Here is a 22583-nt window from a genome sequence, read left to right as displayed (position 1 = left end):
ATCATTACCCCACTAAATTCAATTCAAACACAGATTTTTTCGGGTTTAAGCGGAAACCTTCTTGTTCCAGTAAATGATGTTGCTGTCGATCTTGTTCTACCACTAATCGCGTGGATTGCGTGTAGCTGACGAATTCTTTGGCTTTGGCAATAAGTGCGGTGTAAATATCGTTTGATTGATTGCCTTGGCGCACGAAAATGTCTGTTAATTGCCAGTAGCGCTGTAATTGTAGCGAAGAAAGACGAGGATAAAGTTGAATGAAACCGAGCGCTTGTTGGGATTGGTCGAGCGCAAGGAAAAAAATGCTTTCGCTAAAACGAATACGGTTGGAAAGAAAGGTGAGCGTGCGCTCCGGATTTTCTGTCATGCCCTGAGAAAGACGATATTCTTCAAATAGCGGTAGGAGTGTTTCCAGGTTCCATTGTTCAGCTTTAAAAATTTTAATCATGAGGCGATCGGTCATTTTTTGTTAAATTTATACAGTAGATTGTATCTTTTTAGCCCAAAAGAATCATCTGTTACAAAGAAAATTTTTTAGAACTGTGATTTTTTACCAAAAAAAGTAGGCGTTTTTTGTTATAGTAGGCGCAGTTTTTATTCAATCATATTAAGGAGAAACAAAATGGCTCGTCGTCCTTTAGTTATGGGTAACTGGAAATTAAACGGTAGCAAAGCCTTCACTCGTGAATTGATCACCGGCTTAAAAGAAGAATTGCACGGTGTGACCGGTTGTGATGTGGCAATTGCCCCACCGGTCATGTATTTGGCAGAAGCTGAAAAATTATTATCAGGCTGCGGCTGCAGCTGTGGCGGTCAAAATATCATCCAATTAGGCGCGCAAAACGTGGACGTGAATGTGAAAGGCGCATTCACTGGTGATATCTCCACTGAAATGTTGAAAGATTTTGGCGCGAAATACATCATTATTGGTCACTCCGAGCGTCGTACTTATCACAAAGAAAGTGATGAATTTGTGGCGAAAAAATTTGGTGCGTTAAAAGAAGCTGGCTTGGTGCCTGTGTTATGTATCGGTGAATCCGAAGCGGAAAACGAAGCAGGTAAAACTGAAGAAGTCTGTGCGCGTCAAATTGATGCCGTCATAAACCTATTGGGCGTAGAAGCCTTCAACGGTGCGGTGATTGCGTATGAACCAATTTGGGCTATCGGTACCGGCAAATCTGCGACTCCGGCACAAGCGCAAGCTGTGCATGCATTCATCCGTGGTCATATTGCGAAAAAATCCCAAGCGGTTGCTGATCAAGTGATCATTCAATACGGCGGTTCTGTTAACGATGCTAACGCAGCAGAATTGTTCACCCAACCGGATATTGACGGTGCATTAGTGGGTGGCGCGTCCTTAAAAGCGCCTGCCTTTGCGGTGATCGTGAAAGCTGCGGCAAAAGCGAAAAACTAATTTCATTTTGTCTTTGAGGGTCGGTGAATACCGACCCTTTTCGTTTTCAGATTTCAGAAACTTCCGCTATAATGACCGCACTTTTTTAACCTTAAATTCAAGGAATTTATCATGCAAAATCCAAAAGATGATGTTTTATATGCGCCGGTTGAGTGGGTTGACCACAGCGCGGGCTACACCGACATTCGTTATCACAAATCCACCGACGGCATTGCCAAAATCACCATCAATCGTCCGGAAGTGCGCAATGCTTTCCGTCCGCAAACTGTTAAAGAAATGATCACCGCTTTTGCCGATGCCCGTTTTGACGAAAAAATCGGTGTTATCGTGCTAACCGGTGAAGGTGAAAAAGCGTTCTGTTCCGGCGGTGACCAAAAAGTCCGTGGCGATTACGGCGGCTATAAAGACGACAGCGGCGTACATCATCTTAACGTGTTGGATTTCCAACGTGATATTCGTACTTGCCCGAAACCGGTGGTGGCGATGGTGGCAGGTTATGCCATCGGCGGCGGTCATGTGTTACACATGATGTGTGACCTGACCATTTCCGCAGACAACGCGATTTACGGTCAGACAGGCCCGAAAGTAGGTTCTTTTGATGGCGGTTGGGGTGCAAGCTATATGGCACGTATCGTTGGTCAGAAAAAAGCGCGCGAAATTTGGTTCTTATGCCGTCAATACAATGCACAAGAAGCCTTAGATATGGGCTTAGTGAACACAGTAGTGCCTTACGCTGAGTTAGAAAAAGAAACCGTACGTTGGTGCCGTGAAATGCTACGCAATAGCCCGATTGCTTTACGTTGTTTGAAAGCGGCATTAAATGCAGACTGTGACGGTCAATCCGGTCTTCAAGAGCTTGCCGGTAACGCCACCATGTTGTTCTATATGACGGAAGAAGGCCAAGAAGGTCGCAACGCCTTCAATGAAAAACGCGCGCCGGACTTCGGTAAATTTAAGCGCAATCCTTAAGATAAAAAGTGCGGTCGTTTTTAAAAATGTTTTTTAAATCGACCGCACTTTTGCCATTTCGCACACAGCAATTTCTTCTCTGTAATTGATATAGGTAAAGACAATGGATTTCGGTTTAACAGAAACAATGATTAAAAACATCGGTTGGCATTTGCGCCATTTTCCCAATGTTGAAACAGCGATTTTGTTTGGCTCACGTGGGAAGGGAAATTTTCGTGAAGACTCAGACATTGATTTAGCCTTAAAAGGCGATGGCATTACCAATGACATGTTGCATGATATACAGCAAACTCTGTCGCAAACTACCATTCCGTATAAATTTGATTTAGTCATTCATGACAAGATTACCGATCCTGATTTACTGGCACATATTCAACGGGTGGGCAAAATCTTCTATGAAAAGAAAAATTGCTCCATTCAACATCGTCGTTACCAACTTTTCCGTTATTCCATTCCGGTGGATTCGCAACTGATTTTGCGTAATCGCTTTTTGAAAAAGCGTGAAGGCCTTTTAGTGAAAGTGTGCTGTGGGCAAAATGAAGGCTGGGGCGAAATTGCGCCGTTGCCGGAATTTAGTCATGAAACCTTAGCCCAAGCCCAAGCCCAAGCCATCGAATGGCTGGAAAAATGGGATCAATCCCGCAGTTGTAATGTAAAACTGGATTTGACGGCGGATTTATATCCTTCTGTGGCGTTCGGGCTCAGTTGTGCGTTGATGGAAATGAAAGGACGTTTGGGTGACGAAGGCAACTATCAAACCGCGCCTTTATGTTATGGCGATCCTGATGAGCTTTATGAACCGCTGGATCAAATGCAGGGCGAAAAAGTGGCAAAAGTGAAAGTGGGGATGTATGAAGCCAATCGTGATGGCCTTATTGCCGATATGTTGTTAGAAGCCATTCCGGATTTGCAATTACGGCTAGATGCCAACCGTAGCTGGACGTCGGCTAAAGCGCAAATGTTCGCCAAATATGTGAAACCGGAACACCGTGCGCGCATTCAATTTATTGAAGAGCCTTGCAAAACCCGTGAGGAAAGTCGTCAATTTGCAGCAGAAACCGGCATTAACATTGCCTGGGATGAAAGCGTACGTGAACCTGATTTTCGTGTGGAAAAAGAACCGCACTTGGTGGCGATTGTGATTAAACCGACCTTGGTGGGATCTATTGAACGTTGTGCCGAGTTAATTGCTCAGGCGCACGCGTTAGGTATGAAAGCCGTTATCAGTTCCAGCATTGAAAGTAGCTTCGGTTTAACCCAACTGGCACGCATGGCGCAACAATATACGCCAAATGTCACGCCGGGATTAGACACACTCGATTTAATGGATTATCAAGTCGTCAGAACCTGGCCAGGGTCGGAGTTACCTGTCGTTGACTTCGATTCGGAATTCATTACCGAAGTCATTTTAGATTAAAAGTGCGGTCGTTTTTTCGATTATTTTTTATAGTGCGGTTTTTTACAGATTAGACCAGCCAAAAGCGAAAAATCATTATAATGCGCGCAATAAAAAGGAATGTGATATGTCATCAAAATACAACATTTTGCTGTTAAATGGCCCGAACTTGAATATGTTGGGTGTGCGTGAGCCAGGTCATTACGGACATTTATCCTTAGCGGAAATTGAACGGCATTTGCAACAACAAGCGGTAAAACAGCAAGTGGCACTGGATTGTTTTCAAGCCAATAGTGAAGAAAAATTGATTGAGAAAATTCACCAAAGCTTTCAAAAAGTGGATTTTATTATCATCAATCCCGCGGCCTATACCCACACCAGCGTGGCGTTGCGTGATGCGTTACTTGCCGTTGGCATTCCTTTCGTTGAAGTGCATTTATCCAATATTCATAAACGAGAACCGTTTCGTCATCATTCCTATTTTAGTGATGTGGCGGAAAGTGTGATTTGTGGCTGTGGTGCGCAGGGGTATGATTTTGCATTACAGTTTGCCGTAAATTATCTTTCAAAAAAGTGAAGATCGGCGAAATTTAGCAAAAAATCGCAGAATTTTATCGCCAAAATAATGATTTTGAGGTAATCTCTCGGGCGAAAATTTATCTTAATCCATACCGTGCTTTTTTCAAAAGTGCGGTGAAAATCTAGCATATTTTAGGAAAAAACTATGGACATTCGTAAAATTAAAAAACTGATTGAATTAGTGGAAGAATCCGGTATTACGGAACTCGAAGTTTCAGAAGAAGAGGGTTCTGTACGTATTAGTCGTGCCACTGTTGCCGCGCCGGCAAATGTTCAGTATTCCATTCCAGCAGCTGCACCGGTTCCGGTTGCGGCTCCTGTTGCACCAGCTGCCGCGCCGGCAGCCCCTGCTGCTGCACCTGAAGAAGTTTCTGGTCATAAGATCCGCTCTCCGATGGTAGGAACGTTCTATCGTAGTCCAAGCCCTGAAGCGAAAGCGTTTGTTGAAGTGGGGCAAACCGTAAAAGTAGGTGATGCACTTTGCATCGTTGAAGCGATGAAAATGATGAACCGTATTGAAGCGGATAAAGCAGGTGTAGTAAAAGCTATTTTGGTAAATGATGGTGAGCCTGTCGAATTTGATGAGCCGTTGATTATTATCGAATAATTAACATAGCAGACCATAATTTAAACAAGAATGGATTTATTATGTTAGAAAAAGTTGTTATCGCCAATCGTGGTGAAATTGCACTGCGAATTTTGCGCGCCTGCAAAGAATTGGGCATTAAAACTGTTGCGGTTCATTCCACCGCCGACCGTGAGTTAAAACACGTTCTGCTTGCAGATGAAACCGTGTGTATCGGTCCTGCTCAATCTGCAAAAAGTTATTTAAATATTCCGGCAATTATTGCCGCAGCTGAAGTGACCGGCGCTGATGCTATTCACCCGGGCTATGGTTTTCTTTCCGAAAATGCGGATTTCGCCGAACAGGTAGAAAGCTCCGGTTTCACGTTTATCGGACCAACTGCCGATGTGATTCGTTTGATGGGCGACAAAGTGTCCGCGATTAACGCCATGAAAAAAGCCGGTGTGCCTTGCGTTCCGGGTTCTGATGGCCCATTAACCTCTGACATCGCGAAAAACAAAGAAATCGCGAAACGTATTGGCTATCCGATCATTATCAAAGCCTCCGGTGGCGGCGGTGGTCGTGGTATGCGTGTAGTCCGTAGCGAAGAGGCGTTAGAAGAATCTATTGCCATGACGAAAGCAGAAGCGAAAGCGGCTTTCAACAACGACATGGTTTACATGGAAAAATATTTGGAAAACCCACGCCATGTGGAAATCCAAGTATTAGCAGACACCCACGGCAATGCGGTTTACTTGGCAGAGCGTGACTGTTCTATGCAACGTCGCCACCAAAAAGTCGTGGAAGAGGCACCGGCACCGGGCATTAGCGAAGAAGTACGTCGCGATATTGGTTCCCGTTGTGCGAAGGCTTGTGTGGAAATTGGCTATCGTGGTGCGGGTACGTTTGAATTCTTATATGAAAACGGTGAGTTCTATTTCATTGAAATGAATACCCGTATTCAAGTGGAACATCCTGTGACGGAAATGATTACCGGTGTGGACTTGGTGAAAGAGCAATTGCGTATTGCAGCGGGCTTGCCGATTTCTTTTAAACAAGAAGACATTAAAGTGAAAGGCCATGCGATGGAATGTCGTATCAACGCGGAAGATCCAAAAACCTTCTTGCCTTCACCGGGTAAAGTGGCGCATTTACATTCCCCAGGTGGTCTAGGCGTGCGTTGGGATTCTCATGTTTACGCAGGTTACACGGTTCCTCCGCATTATGATTCCATGATTGCGAAATTGATTACTTACGGCGATACCCGTGAAGTTGCAATCCGTCGTATGCAAAATGCGTTATCAGAAACCATCATTGACGGGATTAAAACGAATATTCCGTTGCATGATCTGATTTTAGCAGACGAAAACTTCCAAAAAGGTGGTACAAATATCCACTATTTGGAGAAAAAATTAGGTATGCACGAATAAAACGTGGCATTAATAGAAAAAGTGGATTTTATCCACTTTTTTTGTTTAGGAATGATATATGGACTTACAACAACGTTATAAACAAGCGACTAAAGAAGCCCGTTGGGCATTGGGTTTAACTTTACTTTATGTGATTGGTTGGTGCTTATGTGCTTACTTGCCAAAGGGTACACAAGGCCCAATTGGTTTTCCTCTGTGGTTTGAACTGGCCTGTATTTACCTGCCGATTCTGTTTATTGTGGTCGCGTATTGGCTGATTAAAATTGTGTTTCAGGATATTCCGCTGGATGTGGAAGAGAAAAAACAACATTCGACAACGGAGCGTCACTAATGAACCTAGGGATTATTTTTCCACTCGTCATCTATTTAGCCTTTGTCTTTGGTGCAGCGATTTATGCTTATGTCAAACGTCAGAAAGGCGGGGATTTTCTTTCCGAATACTATGTTGGCAATCGTTCTATGACAGGCTTCGTGCTTGCCATGACGACCGCCTCTACCTATGCCAGTGCCAGTTCCTTTATCGGTGGCCCCGGTGCGGCTTATAAGTATGGTTTGGGCTGGGTTCTGCTTGCTATGATCCAAGTGCCGGCAGTGTGGTTGGCGCTTGGTGCGTTAGGGAAAAAATTTGCTTTGCTTTCCCGTGAGACCAATGCGTTGACCATCAACGATTTATTACTTTATCGCTATAAAAACAAATATTTAGTGTGGATTGCCTGTGTCGCGTTGTTGATCGCGTTCTTTGCGGCGATGACCGTGCAATTTATCGGTGGTGCCCGTTTATTGGAAACGACCATCGGCATTCCTTACACTCAAGCCTTACTGATTTTCGCTTTAACCGTGGGGATTTATACCTTCATCGGCGGTTTCCGTGCTGTGGTGTTAACGGATACAATCCAAGGTACCGTGATGATTCTTGGCACGATTGTGTTATTGGTCGGCGTGATTTATCAGGTAGGCGGCGTGGAAAGTGCGGTCAAAAAATTAACTGAAATTGATCCAAGCCTCGTCAGCCCGTACGGACCGAATGAGATGTTGGATTTCCAATTTATGGCGTCTTTCTGGATTTTGGTTTGCTTCGGTGTAGTTGGTTTGCCGCACACAGCCGTGCGTTGCATGGCGTTTAAAGACAGCAAAGCCCTGCACAATGGTATGCTAATCGGCACGATCGTGTTGACGATTATCATGTTCGGTATGCACTTGGCGGGTGCATTGGGGCGCGCCATCGTGCCGGATTTAACGGTGTCGGATAAAGTGATTCCAAGCCTGATGTTGCAAGTGTTGCCACCGATTGTGGCTGGGATTTTCCTTGCAGCACCAATGTCAGCGATTATGTCCACGGTGGATGCGCAGCTTATTCAGTCGTCTTCTATTTTTGTGAAAGACTTGTATTTGGCGGCAAAACCGCAGGCAGTGCAAAATCAAAAACGGATTGGTCGAATCTCCTCAATCATTACGTTAATTTTGACCGCACTTTTAATTTTTGCGTCTCTGAATCCGCCGGATATGATCATTTGGCTGAACCTGTTTGCCTTTGGTGGACTTGAAGCTGCATTTTTGTGGGTCATCGTTCTCGGACTTTACTGGGATAAAGCCAATGCTTATGGTGCGGTTAGCTCCATGTTGGTCGGCTTGGTTTCGTTTATTTTATTTACCCAATTTGGCATTAAACTCTTTGGCTTCAACCCGATTGTGCCTTCTCTCGTCTTTGGCTTAGCGGCATTTTTGATTGGGAATAAAATCGGCGAGAAGCGCCATTCATCATAAAATATATAGGAATAAACATGGCTTGGATTCAAATTCGCCTAAACAGTACTAACGAAAAGGCAGAGCAAATCAGTGATTTTTTAGAAGAAATCGGCTCAGTGTCCGTTACTTTTATGGACAGCCAAGATACGCCGATTTTTGAACCGTTACCGGGAGAAACCCGCTTGTGGGGCAACACCGATGTGATTGCTTTGTTTGATGCAGAAACCGATATGAATGTGGTGGTGGATGCACTTAAACAGGCGAAGCATTTGGATGAACATACCGCTTATAAAATCGAACAAATCGAAGACAAAGACTGGGAGCGCGAGTGGATGGATAATTTCCATCCAATGCAATTTGGTCAGCGTTTGTGGATTTGCCCAAGCTGGCGTGATGTGCCGGATCCGAATGCCGTGAACGTGATGCTTGATCCGGGCTTGGCGTTTGGTACAGGGACACACCCGACCACAGCGCTTTGTTTGGAATGGCATAGTTTAGATTTAAAAGATAAAACGGTGATCGACTTTGGTTGTGGCTCCGGCATTTTGGCCATTGCGGCATTGAAGCTGGGCGCAAAAAGTGCGGTCGGTATTGATATTGATCCTCAAGCGATTTTAGCCAGCCGCAACAATGCGGAACAAAACGGCGTGGCGGATCGCTTGCAACTGTTTTTATCCGATGAAAAACCGTCGGACTTGAAAGCCGATGTGGTGGTAGCGAATATTTTGGCGGGGCCGTTAAAAGAGCTTTACCCGGTGATTAGTCAGTTGGTGAAACCATACGGGGATTTGGGCTTGTCGGGTATTCTGGCGACACAAGCGCAATCCGTGTGTGATGCCTATGCAGAGCGCTTTGTGTTGGCGCCGGTGGCAGAACGCGAAGAATGGTGTCGAATTACCGGTAAGCTAAAGGCATAACGCACAATAAGCCTCAAAGTATAATAGAAAAGTGCGGTGGAGAAATATCACGTTTTTTCACCGCACTTTTTGTTTTACGGCGCTCAATGAACGAGACAATTTCCCCATCAAAGTCAATTCTTTTATAGCAAATTTCTGCAGAAATTTGGCAAATTGAATTGGATCTAAAAAAATTATAATTTGTATAAAAATTACCCTTTGCAAACGCATTAAAAGTGCGTATGATAGCGCACCTTGTCGGTTGGCAGCCGAGTTTGGTCAAGTTGTTGGAAAGTCGCGGAGTCATAATGCGCATTGGTCATTATCAATTAAAAAATCGCATTTTATTGGCACCCATGGCGGGAATTACCGATCAACCTTTCCGTAAAATCTGCGCCCATTACGGGGCGGGTTTAACCTTTTCAGAAATGATGTCAACCAATCCGCAAGTGTGGCATACCGAAAAATCGAAATTGCGCTTAGCGCACCACCAAGATGCCGGTATCAATGCCGTACAAATTGCGGGTTCCGATCCCGACGAAATGGCGCAAGCCGCTCAAGTGAACGTGGAATACGGCGCTCAAATTATTGATATTAATATGGGCTGTCCAGCGAAAAAGGTGAATCGTAAAATGGCGGGCTCCGCCCTTTTGCAATATCCCGACTTAGTTCAACAGATTCTTGAGGCCGTCGTGAAATCTGTCAATGTTCCGGTAACGTTGAAGATTCGCACCGGTTGGGATACGGAAAATCGAAATTGTGTCGAAATTGCTAAAATCGCAGAGCAAAGTGGCATTCAAGCGTTAACCGTGCATGGTCGCACGCGCGCCTGTAAATTTGAGGGCGTCGCGGAATATGACTCGATTAAAGCGGTAAAACAAGCTGTTTCCATTCCGGTGATTGCCAATGGCGATATGATTTCCCCACAACAAGCCAAATTTGTGCTCGATTATACGGGGGCAGATGGCGTAATGATCGGCCGAGGGGCATTAGGCCGACCTTGGGTGTTTCAAACCATGGTGGGGTTGGTGGAACACAATTCGATCGTGAACGAACCAAGCTTAGAAGAAAAGTGCGGTGTAATTTTGCAACATATCCGTGAGCTACATCAGTTTTACGGTGATGAAAAAGGTTACCGAATCGCACGTAAGCATATCGCTTGGTATTTACAGGATATTCAACCTCATTCTGTTTTCAAACAAGATTTTAATGCGATCACTTCCGCTTCGGCGCAGTTAGACGCATTAGAACAATTTTTTCGTTTAATTTGATTTAATTAATGGATAGAACAATGTTAGAACAACGTAATCCGGCGGAAGCATTAACTGTTTCTGTGCTAAATTCTCAATCTCAAGTAACCAACAAGCCATTACGCGACTCTGTAAAACAGGCTTTAAAAAATTACTTATCCCAATTAGACGGTCAAGATGTCAACGATCTTTATGAGTTGGTATTGGCAGAAGTTGAACATCCGATGTTGGATATGGTTATGCAATATACCCGTGGTAATCAAACCCGTGCAGCGACAATGCTAGGCATTAACCGTGGTACATTGCGTAAAAAATTAAAAAAATACGGTATGGGTTAGTTTTTAGCTCATTTTTCATTCTCGCCCTTGTCCTTATGACAAGGGCTTTTTTATTGTTTTTTCCCGTTTGTTTTTCTTGCGCAAACGTTTTCGTTTCTCCCGATTTCCTTTATAATAGCCCGCAATTTTTGTTTCAATTCAACCTCAAAGGTAATCCTCATGTTCCAAACTTTCCGTGGCTCTCCTGCCCTTTCCGAATTCCGTATCAATGGCTTAATGCAAAAATTCCAACAGCAACAATTACCGGTGAAATCCGTGTATGCGGAATATGTGCATTTTGTGGCATTAAATGACGCACTTTCTGCTGAACAGGAAGCCAAACTGAAAGCCTTGTTGCATTACGGTCCAACCTTGGCAGAACATGAAGCCAAAGGGGAAAGTTTTATTGTGATTCCGCGTGTCGGCACGATTTCCTCTTGGTCCTCCAAAGCTACCGATATCGCCCACAACTGCGGCTTAAACGAAGTGGAACGTATTGAGCGTGGTTTGGCGTATTACTTTGAATTGACACAGCCGTTAGATGAAAAAACAACGGAAAAACTGACCGCACTTTTACATGACCGCATGATGGAAACCGTCGTACGCAAGGCAGACGAGGCGGAAGTGTTGTTCCGTCAACAAGAACCAAAACCGTTCAAAACCGTGGATATTTTAAACGGTGGACGCAGTGCCTTAGAAAGTGCCAACGTGGAACTTGGATTGGCGTTGGCGGAAGATGAAATTGATTATTTGATGGAAAATTTCACCGCACTTGGACGCAATCCGCACGACATCGAACTGTATATGTTCGCACAAGCCAACTCGGAACACTGCCGCCACAAAATTTTCAATGCCGACTGGATTATTGACGGTAAAAAACAGGATAAATCCCTGTTCAAAATGATCAAGAATACCTTTGAGAAAACTCCTGATTTTGTGCTTTCCGCGTATAAAGACAACGCTGCGGTGATGGAAGGTTCCAAAGCGGGACGCTTCTTTCCGGATCAAGACGGCACATACCGTTATCACAATGAAGACACCCACATTTTAATGAAGGTGGAAACCCACAACCACCCAACCGCTATTTCCCCATTCCCAGGCGCGGCAACCGGTTCCGGTGGTGAAATCCGTGATGAAGGCGCGACCGGTCGCGGTGCAAAACCAAAAGCGGGTTTGGTGGGCTTCTCTGTATCCAACTTATGCATTCCAAACTTTGAACAACCTTGGGAAGCACCGCTTTCCAAACCGAACCGTATTGCTTCCGCCTTAGACATTATGTTGGAAGGCCCTTTGGGTGGCGCGGCGTTTAACAACGAATTTGGTCGCCCTGCATTGCTCGGCTATTTCCGTACTTACGAACAAAAAGTGAATAGCTTCAATGGCGAAGAAGTGCGTGGCTACCACAAACCGATCATGTTGGCGGGCGGTATCGGCAACATTCGTGCCGAACACGTGCAAAAAGGCGACATCCCGGTGGGCGCAAAACTGGTTGTGCTTGGTGGCCCGGCAATGAATATTGGTTTGGGCGGTGGTGCAGCGTCTTCGATGGCATCCGGCAAATCTAAAGAAAACTTGGATTTTGCCTCCGTACAACGGGACAACCCAGAAATGGAACGTCGTTGCCAAGAAGTGATCGACCGTTGCTGGCAGCTGGGCGATGACAACCCGATTGCCTTTATTCACGACGTAGGCGCGGGCGGTTTATCCAACGCCATGCCGGAATTGGTGCATGACGGCGGCCGTGGCGGTAAATTTGAACTCCGCAAAATCTTAAGCGACGAACGCGAAATGAGCCCGTTGGAAATTTGGTGTAACGAATCGCAAGAGCGTTATGTGCTTGCTATTCACCCGGAAAAACTACCGCACTTTGAGGAACTGTGCCGCCGTGAACGCGCGCCTTATGCTGTGATCGGTGAAGCCACGGAAGAAGAACATTTAACCTTACACGACGAGCATTTCAACAACAATCCGATCGATTTACCAATGGGCGTGTTGCTCGGCAAAACCCCGAAAATGACCCGCGATGTGCAAACGGCAAGCGTTAACGGCGAACCGCTCGAACAAAGCCAAATTCAATTAAAAGAGGCGTTACATCGTGTGCTTCGTTTGCCTGCGGTGGCAGAAAAAACCTTCTTAATCACCATCGGTGACCGCACGGTGACCGGCATGGTGGCACGTGATCAAATGGTCGGCCCGTGGCAAGTGCCGGTGGGTGACTGCGCGGTGACTACAGCGACATTAGACAGCTACTACGGCGAAGCTATGTCTATGGGTGAACGCACGCCGGTGGCATTGCTTGATTTCGCTGCGTCTGCCCGTTTAGCCGTGGCAGAATCCATTACCAACATTGCAGCCACGAACATCGGCGACATTAAACGCATTAAATTGTCTGCCAACTGGATGTCCGCCGCAGGCCACAAAGGCGAAGACGCCGGCTTATACGCGGCGGTGAAAGCCGTGGGCGAGGAGCTTTGCCCGCAATTAGGCTTAACCATTCCGGTGGGCAAAGACTCAATGTCCATGAAAACCACTTGGCAGGAAAACGGCGAGCAAAAAACTGTGACTTCGCCGCTTTCTTTGATTATCAGCGCTTTTGCCCGAGTGGAAGACGTGCGCAAAACCGTCACCCCGCAATTACGCACCGACAAAGGACAATCCCGCTTGTTGTTAGTGGATTTGGGAGAAGGCAACAACCGCTTGGGCGCTACGGCGTTAGCACAGGTTTATGCCCAACTTGGCGACAAGCCGGCGGATGTGGTCAACGCCGACACACTGAAAAACTTCTTTAACGCCATGCAGGAATTGGTGGCGCAAGAAAAATTATTGGCATACCACGACCGCTCCGACGGCGGGTTAATCGTCACCTTGGCGGAAATGGCATTTGCCGGACATTGTGGCGTAGCTGTGGATATCAGCGCCTTGGGCGACAACGACTTAGCGGTGTTATTTAACGAAGAATTGGGCGCTGTGATTCAAGTGCTCGACAGCGATTTGAGTCTCGTGCGCGATGTCTTTGCTAAACATAACGTGTTGCACTTAGTGAAAGAATTGGGCGCCGTGACTGAAGACGACGAAATCGAAATCACCCGCGGCAACAAAATATTGCTCAGTGAAAAACGTTCTGACTTGCGCGGTATTTGGGCGGAATTAACCCATCAAATGCAACGTTTACGCGACAACCCGGAATGTGCCGACCAAGAATTTGCCGCGAAGAAAAATCCGCAGGACAAAGGCTTCTCCGCGCATTTAACCTACGACCCAAGCGAAGACATTGCGGCGCCTTATATCGCCACCGGCAAACGCCCGAAAGTGGCGGTATTGCGTGAACAAGGCGTAAACAGTCATGTTGAAATGGCGGCGGCATTTGACCGCGCCGGCTTTGAGGCTATCGATGTTCACATGAGCGACTTGCATAATCGTCGGTATGATTTGCAAAACTTTAATGCGCTAGTAGCTTGTGGTGGTTTCTCTTACGGTGATGTACTCGGCGCCGGTGGCGGTTGGGCGAAATCCATTTTATTTAATCCGCACTTACGGGATCAATTCAGCCAATTCTTTGAACGTGAAGATACGCTCGCACTTGGCGTTTGTAACGGCTGCCAAATGCTTTCCACCTTAGCGGAAATCATCCCGGGAACGGAAAACTGGCCGCGTTTCGTGCGCAACAAATCCGAACGTTTTGAAGCCCGCGCCGCCTTGATTCGCATTAATGAAAGCAACTCCCTGTGGTTCCAAGGCATGGCAGGTTCCCACATGCCAATTGCCGTTTCCCACGGCGAGGGCAGAGTGGAATTCAAAACGCCTGAAAATTTAACCGCACTTCAAGCGCAAAACTTGATTGTGGCGCAATACATCGACAACAACCTCAACCCAACAGAAGTGTACCCGGCCAACCCGAACGGATCCGCCCAGGGCATCACCGCGCTTTCCAACACGGACGGTCGTGTCGCCATCATGATGCCACACCCGGAACGCGTCTTCCGCACGGTGAGCAACTCATGGCATCCGGAAGAATGGGGAGAAGATGGGGCTTGGATGCGGGTGTTTAGGAATGCGAGGGTTGTCTTTAAATAATATAGTGTAATTATGAAATAGCGTTCCATAAGGAACGCTATTCTTTTATTAAAGGAATGAAATATGAAGAAACGCATTACTGCTAGAATGTATAAAGTCACTGAATGTCAGGAACCTAATAAATTTCATGAATTAAAGATTAATAACAGTAATATTCTTTTTTTAAGGTCTGTTTTGTTATCTAATAATTCTTTTTACGAGGATAAAAATGGCAATTGGTTATTAAAATTTTTTTTAGGGGAGCAATATGAGCAAGTTATATTTATTGATTTCTCTCAAAAAGAATTGAGTTATAAGAATCTTCAGGTTTTATCTCTTTCTAAATTGATCATTGATGATTCTGCTTTTGATGATCTTCTTGCTGAAGAGATTTCTCTTGAAATTAGAAAATCAAAAGCAATAAGGAAGCATCATTTTATAGAGTATCCATCTCATTATGAGCATATTGATGGTAGAGGAATGGGATTCTATTCTAGAATTCCTGAGCAAGAATATAATTTCAGTCGTAGGCTAATTCTATTAGCTTTGGCTTATGCTTATTTAGGAGCTATTGAAAATATAAGCAATAGGCTTTCAGAATGTATTTGTTGCCAGAGTGATAATATTGAAAAGTTAAGACAGCTTTATATTGAAGCTACAAAGTTTAAAGCAGTGTTTTTATTTCATCAGCCAGTTTTGATGAAAAATGTTAGTCTTATTGAAACATGGAAATATTTAGATAAAGTATTTGACATAAATTCTGCTTCAGATGAATTATTAGAGCAATTATCTAGTGTGCATTATATTTTAAATCTAGATGATGATAAAAAAAGAAAAAATATTGAGGATTTGAAAATTAAAAGGCAGGAGAAATGGAATATGTTATTTACAATGTTAGGTATTTTTATTGGATTAATAGAATTATTCAAATGATAAGCCTCATTGTTAATAAAGAACGATAAAAAAGTACTCTGTTTTTTTAACAAAAAAGGATAAACCTTTCGACTTATCCTTTTTCATTTTAATTCAAGATTATTTTAATCCGGCAGCTGCGCGTAATTCTGCTGCACGATCGGTTTTTTCCCAAGGGAATTGTTCGCGACCGAAGTGACCGTAAGCCGCTGTTTGGCGGTAAATCGGTTGGATTAAATCTAACATTTTAATTAAGCCGTACGGACGTAAATCAAAGAATTCACGCACGAGGCTGACCAATAATTCATTGGCGACTTTGCCTGTGCCGAAGGTTTCGATCATGATGGACGTCGGTTCGGCAACGCCGATAGCGTAGGAAAGTTGAATTTCACAACGATCAGCAAGACCGGCTGCAACGATGTTTTTTGCCACATAACGGGCAGCATAGGCGGCGGAGCGGTCAACTTTCGATGGGTCTTTACCGGAGAATGCGCCGCCACCGTGGCGTGCTGCGCCGCCGTAAGTATCCACGATAATTTTACGACCGGTTAAACCGCAGTCACCCATTGGGCCACCGATAACAAAACGACCGGTTGGGTTGATGAAATATTTGGTGTCTTTGGATAACCAGTGCGCCGGCAATACCGGTTTGATGATTTCTTCCATCACGCCTTCATGCAAATCTTTTTGGCTGACGGTTTCAGCGTGTTGGGTGGAAAGCACCACGGCATCAATACCGACAATCTTGTGATCTTCATACTTAAACGTTAATTGGCTTTTCGCATCCGGACGCAACCAATCTAATTTGCAACTTTTACGTACTTGTGCTTGGCGTTCCATTAAACGGTGGGCATAAGTGATGGCGGCTGGCATGAATACATCGGTTTCATTGGTGGCGTAACCAAACATAATGCCTTGGTCGCCTGCGCCTTGGTCTAACGGATTTTCACGGTCCACGCCTTGGTTGATGTCGGAAGATTGTTTGCCAATCGCGTTTAACACGGCACAGGAATGGCCGTCAAAGCCCATTTCGGAGCTGGTGTAACCGATGTCGCAAATGACTTCACGGGCTAAATTTTCAATATCGACCCAAGCAGAAGTAGTGATTTCTCCGCCCACCAATGCCATTCCGGTTTTCACATAGGTTTCACAGGCAACGCGGGCTTTTGGGTCTTGTTTAAGAATTTCGTCTAATACCGCATCAGAAATTTGATCGGCGATTTTATCCGGATGTCCTTCAGAAACGGATTCGGATGTAAATAAATATTGGCTCATTGTTTCTCCGGCATAATTTTATACAGAATAAATGTAAGGGTATTTGGAAGTATTTCCATCTGGACGGCTATAATACGCTTTTAGGCCAAAAATGCAACTTGTCAGAGGGATTTTGTCCATTTGCTATTAATAATGGCATCGGTAAAAAAGAAAAAACCCTCAACAAACGCTGAGGGTTTTCGATTAACACAACTAAAAAGATTAGCGACGTAAACCTAAACGAGCGATTAAGCTGCTGTAAAGTTCAAGATTAGTACGTTTTAAGTAATCTAAAAGTTTACGACGACGGGAAACCATGCGTAATAAACCGCGGCGACCGTGGTGGTCTTTTTTGTGTTCAGCAAAGTGTGCTTGTAAGTGGTTGATTTGTGCGGTTAATAAAGCGATTTGAACTTCGGAAGAACCGGTGTCTTTACCATCGCGACCAAATTCAGCAACGATTTTTGCTTTTTGTTCAGTACTTAGAGACATAATAACTCCTAATATGAAGTGGTTAATGATACATCGTTCGCCGATCTCTAATTCAGCGACGACAAAGGAGAGCAGATTTTAGCCATTGCGCGGCGAAAAAGCAACGAATTTATCCTGTAATAACGCATTTAATTGCTCGGCAAATGCCGTTGGATTTTCTTGATGCGCATTATGTCCTGCGTGCGGAATCAGTGTTAGGTTTAACTGATTGTCTAATGCCATTTGTTTGAATTTATGATCCTTTTCTCCACAGAAATACTCGATCGGATAAGGACTGTTTTTGACGTAAGGGCGTAAATCCGGTTGTTTGGCAAGAGACGTTGCCAACAGCATTTTGGCAATATTGTCGCTGCAGTTGGCTTGGCGTTTTTCGATCAATCCCTTGCGTTGGTCTTCCGTTAAATGGGCGAAGACAGGTTGTTGATACCAATCATTCAGTACGGAAGTCGCGGTTTCATGGCGAAAACGTTGCGCCCAAAATACATCATTTTCCCACCGCACTTTTTTGTCTGCGTCATTCATTAATCCAAGGTTGCCACCTTCAATAATCAGTCCTTGTAGGTTGTATTTGTCCTGTTGACTGCAAAGGGCGTAATAAAGCGCGATTCTGCCACCGAGGGAGTAGCCCACTAAAAAATACGGGTGATTTCCTACCGCACTTTGGATGCGTTGTGCCACATAAGCGCAGGTGTCATCAAAATCCTGTACAGAGTGATTTTTCGCGCTGCCGTGTAAAGGCAAATCCAAGGCAACGCAATGAAAGTGCGGTAGATTTTCCGTGAGTTTTTGCCAGTCGGCTTGAGTGCCGAGTAAGCCGTGTAAAAAAATGAGGTAAGGTTTCATCACATGAAAAAAGCAAACTGGCGTGTGCGAGTTTGCTTTTGATCTTTCCGTTTATTCGCCAACAACCGCATAGCTGATTTGGTCGATGAGGCGTTTGTAAATGGTGCTGCCGTCATTCGGTGCCACTTTAATTTCGATGATAGTGGCTTCTCGGCGTGAATAGGCCTGTTTTAGCACGGAGCTTAAATCCGCCCAGGTATAAGGACGGGCATATTTTAAATCGAACATGGATGCCACTTGGGAAAACTCGGTATGGTGTGGCATACGATAGAACTTATCTTTCACTTCGGCATCCACCGGCAGCATATCAAAAATTGCTCCACCGTTGTTATTGATAATAAACAAAATGGTCGGTTGGGTAAGTTTTTTGAACAATGCCAACGAGTTTAAATCATAAAGCGCAGAGGTATCGCCTACTAAGGCGACGACCGGTTGATTAGAACCAATACCAATGCCGGCAACGGTGGCAACTAAACCGTCAATGCCGCTTGCGCCGCGATTGGTATGAATCGGGTAGCCTTCCGGCAATTTGGTGAGTGCATCCACTAAACGCACAAATAAGCTGTTGCCGAGGAAAAGGGTACCGTTGTTTGGTAATAAACGTTCAATGTGGTGGGCTAAGGAAGCTTCATTTAAATTGCCGCCCACTTGCTGCTCAATAAAGGTGGCGCAGAATTTGGATAACGCCAAGGCTTCCAATAACCATGGTTTTTGTCTTAACGGTGGATGGGCGCGTAACCAATGATGAATTTTGGCAACAAAACGGGTGTGGGAATGATGGTAAGGATCCACCGCTTGCGGGTTTTCATCCACAATCCAATATTCGTTTTTAAATTCGGCTAAAAACTGGTTAATGCGTTTGCTGATAAAACGGTTACCAAGCTGAATGACAATATCTGCCTGCAACATTTTTTGTTTCACCGTTTGATTCGCAAGCCAAATATCCGCATAAGGCAAACTGGCTTCCACGCCGGATTGAATATCGGTCAGTAACACCCAGCCTATCGTATTTGCCCAGGAAGCAATGCCCATGGCTTGTTCTGCCGGCATTCTGCCCGCCACAATAATCCCGCGTTTGGTGCGCCACTGATCCCAATGTTCATGAATCAATACTTCTTGATGTGGCGCAGGGTAGGATGTCCAACTTTTATTTTGGCTTAGCCAACGTTGAACGGGCGCTAACCAAGGATGAACGTCAATTTCTTCTGCATTGGCATCATATAACGGTTCGGCGAAAGGCACATTGATGTGAATTACGCCCGCTTCTTCCGCTTGTTTATGGCAGGCGTGCTCAATTTTTGAAATCAACCAGCTTGCTGCATAATCTTGGCTTGGGCGCGGAAGATTTAAATTGGCAAGCGGATAATCGGCAAACATATTTTCTTGCAAAATCGCCTGATTCGCACCGCACTCTAACAATTCCGGCGGACGATCCGCAGTCAGCACAATCAGATTGACGCGGCTTTGACGGGCTTCAATGATTGCCGGATATAAATTGGCGGCAGCCGTGCCGGAAGTCACGATAACGGCAACGGGTTTTTTGGTGGATTTTGCGATGCCAAGGGCAAAAAAACCTAAACCGCGTTCATCAAAATGCGTATGGCAAAGGGCACGATTGGCATTTTGTAAACGTACGGCTTCCAATGTCAGTGGGGTCGAGCGCGAACCGGGCGCGATACAAAAGTGGGTTACGTCTTGACGCACAAGGGTTTCCAAGATCACTTTCGACCAACAACGATTAAAGACGCTTACTGACATTTTTGCTCTCCGTTTTCAGATTTCGTTATTTTTAATAATGAGATTAATCCCGCGGCTTTGCGCTCGATTTCTTGCCATTCTAGCAAGGGAACTGAGCCCTCAACAATACCGGCGCCGGCAAACACATGAATTTTGTCTGCTTCAATAAAGGCAGAACGAATCGCTACGCAAAACTCGGCTTGTTGTTGATTAAAAAAGCCCAATGTGCCCGCATACCAACTGCGATCGTAATGTTCAATTTGCTGTAGCAATGTTTTCGCATTTTGTTGTGGCAAACCGGCAACAGCGGCCGTTGGATGAATGGCTTGCAAGCAGTTTAAGTCGGTACAGGTATCGGTTAAAAGTGCGGTGATTTCTCGGCGTAAATGTTGTACTTGACGTAGCTGTTTGATGCCGAGCTTGCCGACTTCAATGTGTTGAGTAAAAGGGGCTAAATTGGTGCAAATCCCATCCGCCACCAATTGGTTTTCATGAATGTTTTTCTTGTCGTTAAGTAACCAATCGGCTTGGTTACGATTGGCTTCATGGTCTTCGCTCATGGGCGCAGTGCCTGCGAGAGCCTCTGTTTTTAAATGACGCTCATGACGTGCATACAACCGTTCCGGCGAAGAACCAAGGAAACTAGTTTTGTCATCTTGCGCGAAAAGAAAGTGGTAGCAGCCTTTATTGTAAATTTCACTTTGCGCTAAAAAATCCTTGGGATTGAGTGGTTGATTGAGGGCAAAGGTGCTTTTATTGGCCAACACCAATTTGGTGACCGATTTTTCATGAATTTGCGTAAGTGCCTTTTCTACCCAATTTGTCCATTGTATCGGATTCGCTTGCTGCTCAATCAAATCCGCTTGGCTTTGAAGCGGTAAAAGTGCGGTCGTTTTTTCAAATGTTTTTAAAACCTGCAACGCCTTGTCTTTATTGTGAATAAAATCATCTTGGTCAATAAAAACGGTGACTTGAATCTGATTGTCGCGCTGTTCTAACACTAACTGTGGCAGAAAAAAGGTGGTTTGCCCGTAAAATTGAATGCCGCCGAAAAGAGGCAAATTGTGTTGATTCACGAAATCTTGCGCTGCATCTAAGTGTTGAAATGTACGAACGACGCCAAGCGTGGCAAAGCATTGTGTTGTTTGCTGTAATTGAAAATAGAATTGCGGATAGTGCGGTTGTGCTTTTAGCCAACTTAATAAATCAACCTCGCATTCGGCTTGTGCTGAACAGACCGCAATGTGATGAGATTGATTTAATTGTAATGCATTAATTTGACTGATTAATTGCGTTTTAAGTGATTGCAAACTATCCATTTTGAAAAAGCATTGTCTTTAACAGGAAAATAAGTTAAAAATGAACCGCAATTCTACCGCACTTTACGGGAATTTTTCACAAAATATTTCATTTCTTAATTACTCAAGGTCAAAACTATGGAACGCTTTCCCAAATCAGATAAATTAGAGCACGTTTGTTACGATATTCGCGGACCCGTGCACAAAGAGGCACTACGCCTTGAAGAAGAAGGGCATAAAATTTTAAAACTGAATATCGGTAACCCCGCGCCTTTTGGTTTTGAAGCGCCTGATGAAATTCTCGTTGATGTCTTACGCAATCTTCCTTCTGCCCAAGGTTATTGTGATTCCAAAGGGCTTTATTCTGCCCGCAAAGCGATTGTGCAATATTATCAGTCGAAAGATATTCGTAGCGTTACAGTGAATGATGTTTACATCGGAAACGGCGTGTCAGAGTTGATTACGATGGCGATGCAAGCACTGTTGAATGACGGTGATGAAGTGTTAATTCCTATGCCGGATTACCCATTATGGACTGCCGCGGCGACATTGGCCGGCGGTAAAGCGGTACATTATTTGTGTGATGAACAGGCGGATTGGTTCCCGGATGTAGAAGACATTAAAAGCAAAGTCACCTCACGCACGAAAGCGATTGTGGTAATCAACCCGAACAACCCGACCGGTGCGGTTTACAGCAAAGAATTATTGTTAGAAATCGCTGAAGTGGCACGTCAGAATAATTTAATCATTTTTGCCGATGAGATTTACGACAAAATTTTATACGATGGTGCGGTACACCACCATATCGCTGCGTTAGCGCCTGATTTATTGACGGTCACGTTTAACGGTTTATCAAAAGCTTATCGTGTAGCCGGTTTCCGCCAAGGTTGGATGATTTTAAATGGGCCAAAAAAACACGCCAAAGGTTACATTGAAGGCTTAGATATGTTGGCGTCTATGCGTTTGTGTGCCAACGTGCCGATGCAACATGCGATTCAGACCGCACTTGGTGGCTATCAAAGCATTAACGAATTCATTTTGCCGGGCGGACGCTTGTTAGAACAACGCAATAAAGCCTATGAATTGCTCAACCAAATCCCGGGAATTAGTTGTACCAAGCCGATGGGGGCGTTGTATATGTTCCCGAAAATCGACATCAAAAAATTTAATATGTATGACGATGAAAAAATGGTGTTTGATTTATTGGCGCAGGAAAAAGTGTTATTGGTGCATGGTCGCGGTTTTAACTGGCATTCACCGGATCACTTCCGCATTGTAACATTGCCGTATGTTCATCAAATTGAAGAAGCTTTGGGCAAATTTGCGAGGTTCTTGTCGCATTATCATCAGTAATGACTTCCCGAAGAAAAAGCCCCGAATATCCATTCGGGGCTTTTTGTTTAGCATAAAGTGCGGTCATTTTTTTGAATGA

The 22583-nt window shown here is 44.8% G+C and carries 20 protein-coding genes and 1 pseudogene; 15 read left to right on the top strand and 6 right to left on the bottom strand.

Annotated features, from left to right (window positions below):
- Window positions 1-4 precede the first annotated feature (4 nt).
- A complete protein-coding gene (locus tag AC30SH_RS07260; protein ID WP_109859234.1) occupies window positions 5-448 on the bottom strand; it encodes a GNAT family N-acetyltransferase in 444 nt (147 codons plus the stop codon).
- Window positions 449-622: 174 nt separating this feature from the next.
- On the opposite strand from AC30SH_RS07260, the gene tpiA reads away from it, so the two are divergent.
- The 14 genes and pseudogenes from tpiA (at window position 623) to AC30SH_RS07190 (ending at window position 15548) form a co-directional block, all read left to right on the top strand.
- A complete protein-coding gene (tpiA, locus tag AC30SH_RS07255; RefSeq protein WP_048750611.1) occupies window positions 623-1414 on the top strand; it encodes a triose-phosphate isomerase in 792 nt (263 codons plus the stop codon).
- 111 nt (window positions 1415-1525) lie between these two features.
- A complete protein-coding gene (gene menB, locus AC30SH_RS07250; protein WP_005701557.1) occupies window positions 1526-2383 on the top strand; it encodes a 1,4-dihydroxy-2-naphthoyl-CoA synthase in 858 nt (285 codons plus the stop codon).
- 103 nt (window positions 2384-2486) lie between these two features.
- Window positions 2487-2777: pseudogene (locus AC30SH_RS07245) on the top strand (nucleotidyltransferase domain-containing protein); the annotation flags it as partial.
- Between the two features lie 21 nt (window positions 2778-2798).
- Window positions 2799-3800 carry an o-succinylbenzoate synthase gene (gene menC, locus AC30SH_RS07240; RefSeq protein ID WP_489582405.1) on the top strand — a complete coding sequence of 334 codons (1002 nt, stop codon included), beginning with the start codon at window positions 2799-2801 and terminating at the stop codon, window positions 3798-3800.
- 106 nt (window positions 3801-3906) lie between these two features.
- The gene (aroQ, locus tag AC30SH_RS07235; protein ID WP_006717072.1) at window positions 3907-4356 is read left to right on the top strand and encodes a type II 3-dehydroquinate dehydratase; all 450 of its coding nucleotides are present in this window, start codon (window positions 3907-3909) and stop codon (window positions 4354-4356) included.
- 147 nt (window positions 4357-4503) lie between these two features.
- Window positions 4504-4965 carry an acetyl-CoA carboxylase biotin carboxyl carrier protein gene (accB, locus tag AC30SH_RS07230; protein ID WP_006717076.1) on the top strand — a complete coding sequence of 154 codons (462 nt, stop codon included), beginning with the start codon at window positions 4504-4506 and terminating at the stop codon, window positions 4963-4965.
- Window positions 4966-5006: 41 nt separating this feature from the next.
- Complete coding sequence (gene accC, locus AC30SH_RS07225) at window positions 5007-6353, top strand: acetyl-CoA carboxylase biotin carboxylase subunit (protein WP_489582324.1); 1347 nt, start codon at window positions 5007-5009, stop codon at window positions 6351-6353.
- 58 nt (window positions 6354-6411) lie between these two features.
- Window positions 6412-6684: a YhdT family protein gene (locus tag AC30SH_RS07220; RefSeq protein WP_485862283.1), complete on the top strand. Its 273-nt coding sequence runs from the start codon at window positions 6412-6414 to the stop codon at window positions 6682-6684.
- Entirely contained in the window at window positions 6684-8117 is a 1434-nt protein-coding gene (gene panF / locus AC30SH_RS07215; protein WP_489582323.1) for a sodium/pantothenate symporter, read from the top strand. The genes AC30SH_RS07220 and panF overlap by 1 nt, the downstream gene beginning before the upstream one ends.
- Before the next feature lie 17 nt (window positions 8118-8134).
- Complete coding sequence (gene prmA / locus AC30SH_RS07210) at window positions 8135-9016, top strand: 50S ribosomal protein L11 methyltransferase (RefSeq protein ID WP_489582322.1); 882 nt, start codon at window positions 8135-8137, stop codon at window positions 9014-9016.
- A 287-nt stretch (window positions 9017-9303) separates the two neighbouring features.
- Window positions 9304-10266: a tRNA dihydrouridine synthase DusB gene (dusB, locus tag AC30SH_RS07205; RefSeq protein WP_206540976.1), complete on the top strand. Its 963-nt coding sequence runs from the start codon at window positions 9304-9306 to the stop codon at window positions 10264-10266.
- Window positions 10267-10286: 20 nt separating this feature from the next.
- Window positions 10287-10583 (top strand): DNA-binding transcriptional regulator Fis, encoded by a 297-nt coding sequence (gene fis, locus AC30SH_RS07200; protein WP_032997766.1) that lies wholly within the window; start codon window positions 10287-10289, stop codon window positions 10581-10583.
- Between the two features lie 159 nt (window positions 10584-10742).
- Window positions 10743-14636, top strand: a complete 3894-nt coding sequence (gene purL, locus AC30SH_RS07195; protein WP_489582321.1) for a phosphoribosylformylglycinamidine synthase — start codon at window positions 10743-10745, stop codon at window positions 14634-14636.
- Between the two features lie 63 nt (window positions 14637-14699).
- The gene (locus tag AC30SH_RS07190; protein WP_314885963.1) at window positions 14700-15548 is read left to right on the top strand and encodes a hypothetical protein; all 849 of its coding nucleotides are present in this window, start codon (window positions 14700-14702) and stop codon (window positions 15546-15548) included.
- Window positions 15549-15647: 99 nt separating this feature from the next.
- On the opposite strand, the gene metK is transcribed toward AC30SH_RS07190, so the two are convergent.
- From metK to AC30SH_RS07165, 5 genes are all read right to left on the bottom strand, one after another.
- Window positions 15648-16802, bottom strand: coding sequence for a methionine adenosyltransferase (gene metK / locus AC30SH_RS07185; RefSeq protein WP_314885965.1), 1155 nt, complete (start codon window positions 16800-16802; stop codon window positions 15648-15650).
- A 201-nt stretch (window positions 16803-17003) separates the two neighbouring features.
- Complete coding sequence (rpsO, locus tag AC30SH_RS07180; protein WP_021615823.1) at window positions 17004-17273, bottom strand: 30S ribosomal protein S15; 270 nt, start codon at window positions 17271-17273, stop codon at window positions 17004-17006.
- Window positions 17274-17351: 78 nt separating this feature from the next.
- The gene (menH, locus tag AC30SH_RS07175) at window positions 17352-18116 is read right to left on the bottom strand and encodes a 2-succinyl-6-hydroxy-2,4-cyclohexadiene-1-carboxylate synthase (RefSeq protein WP_314885967.1); all 765 of its coding nucleotides are present in this window, start codon (window positions 18114-18116) and stop codon (window positions 17352-17354) included.
- Between the two features lie 51 nt (window positions 18117-18167).
- Window positions 18168-19874, bottom strand: a complete 1707-nt coding sequence (gene menD, locus AC30SH_RS07170) for a 2-succinyl-5-enolpyruvyl-6-hydroxy-3-cyclohexene-1-carboxylic-acid synthase (RefSeq protein WP_489582320.1) — start codon at window positions 19872-19874, stop codon at window positions 18168-18170.
- Window positions 19865-21172: an isochorismate synthase gene (locus AC30SH_RS07165; protein WP_314885971.1), complete on the bottom strand. Its 1308-nt coding sequence runs from the start codon at window positions 21170-21172 to the stop codon at window positions 19865-19867. The genes menD and AC30SH_RS07165 overlap by 10 nt, the downstream gene beginning before the upstream one ends.
- 117 nt (window positions 21173-21289) lie before the next feature.
- On the opposite strand from AC30SH_RS07165, the gene AC30SH_RS07160 reads away from it, so the two are divergent.
- Window positions 21290-22504 carry a pyridoxal phosphate-dependent aminotransferase gene (locus AC30SH_RS07160; RefSeq protein WP_048750623.1) on the top strand — a complete coding sequence of 405 codons (1215 nt, stop codon included), beginning with the start codon at window positions 21290-21292 and terminating at the stop codon, window positions 22502-22504.
- Window positions 22505-22583: the final 79 nt, after the last annotated feature.

This window comes from Aggregatibacter sp. HK296 (assembly GCF_980469475.1).
Note: the sequence above shows the minus strand (reverse complement) of the source record. Positions and strands in the feature narration are given on the sequence as shown.

Bases quoted from the DNA above. Each gene is read 5' to 3' on its own strand.
- AC30SH_RS07260 (WP_109859234.1), bottom strand. From the start codon at position 448: ATGATTAAAATTTTTAAAGCTGAACAATGGAACCTGGAAACACTCCTA.
- tpiA (WP_048750611.1), top strand. From the start codon at position 623: ATGGCTCGTCGTCCTTTAGTTATGGGTAACTGGAAATTAAACGGTAGC.
- menB (WP_005701557.1), top strand. From the start codon at position 1,526: ATGCAAAATCCAAAAGATGATGTTTTATATGCGCCGGTTGAGTGGGTT.
- aroQ (WP_006717072.1), top strand. From the start codon at position 3,907: ATGTCATCAAAATACAACATTTTGCTGTTAAATGGCCCGAACTTGAAT.
- accB (WP_006717076.1), top strand. From the start codon at position 4,504: ATGGACATTCGTAAAATTAAAAAACTGATTGAATTAGTGGAAGAATCC.
- accC (WP_489582324.1), top strand. From the start codon at position 5,007: ATGTTAGAAAAAGTTGTTATCGCCAATCGTGGTGAAATTGCACTGCGA.
- AC30SH_RS07220 (WP_485862283.1), top strand. From the start codon at position 6,412: ATGGACTTACAACAACGTTATAAACAAGCGACTAAAGAAGCCCGTTGG.
- panF (WP_489582323.1), top strand. From the start codon at position 6,684: ATGAACCTAGGGATTATTTTTCCACTCGTCATCTATTTAGCCTTTGTC.
- prmA (WP_489582322.1), top strand. From the start codon at position 8,135: ATGGCTTGGATTCAAATTCGCCTAAACAGTACTAACGAAAAGGCAGAG.
- dusB (WP_206540976.1), top strand. From the start codon at position 9,304: ATGCGCATTGGTCATTATCAATTAAAAAATCGCATTTTATTGGCACCC.
- fis (WP_032997766.1), top strand. From the start codon at position 10,287: ATGTTAGAACAACGTAATCCGGCGGAAGCATTAACTGTTTCTGTGCTA.
- purL (WP_489582321.1), top strand. From the start codon at position 10,743: ATGTTCCAAACTTTCCGTGGCTCTCCTGCCCTTTCCGAATTCCGTATC.
- AC30SH_RS07190 (WP_314885963.1), top strand. From the start codon at position 14,700: ATGAAGAAACGCATTACTGCTAGAATGTATAAAGTCACTGAATGTCAG.
- metK (WP_314885965.1), bottom strand. From the start codon at position 16,802: ATGAGCCAATATTTATTTACATCCGAATCCGTTTCTGAAGGACATCCG.
- rpsO (WP_021615823.1), bottom strand. From the start codon at position 17,273: ATGTCTCTAAGTACTGAACAAAAAGCAAAAATCGTTGCTGAATTTGGT.
- menH (WP_314885967.1), bottom strand. From the start codon at position 18,116: ATGAAACCTTACCTCATTTTTTTACACGGCTTACTCGGCACTCAAGCC.
- menD (WP_489582320.1), bottom strand. From the start codon at position 19,874: ATGTCAGTAAGCGTCTTTAATCGTTGTTGGTCGAAAGTGATCTTGGAA.
- AC30SH_RS07165 (WP_314885971.1), bottom strand. From the start codon at position 21,172: ATGGATAGTTTGCAATCACTTAAAACGCAATTAATCAGTCAAATTAAT.
- AC30SH_RS07160 (WP_048750623.1), top strand. From the start codon at position 21,290: ATGGAACGCTTTCCCAAATCAGATAAATTAGAGCACGTTTGTTACGAT.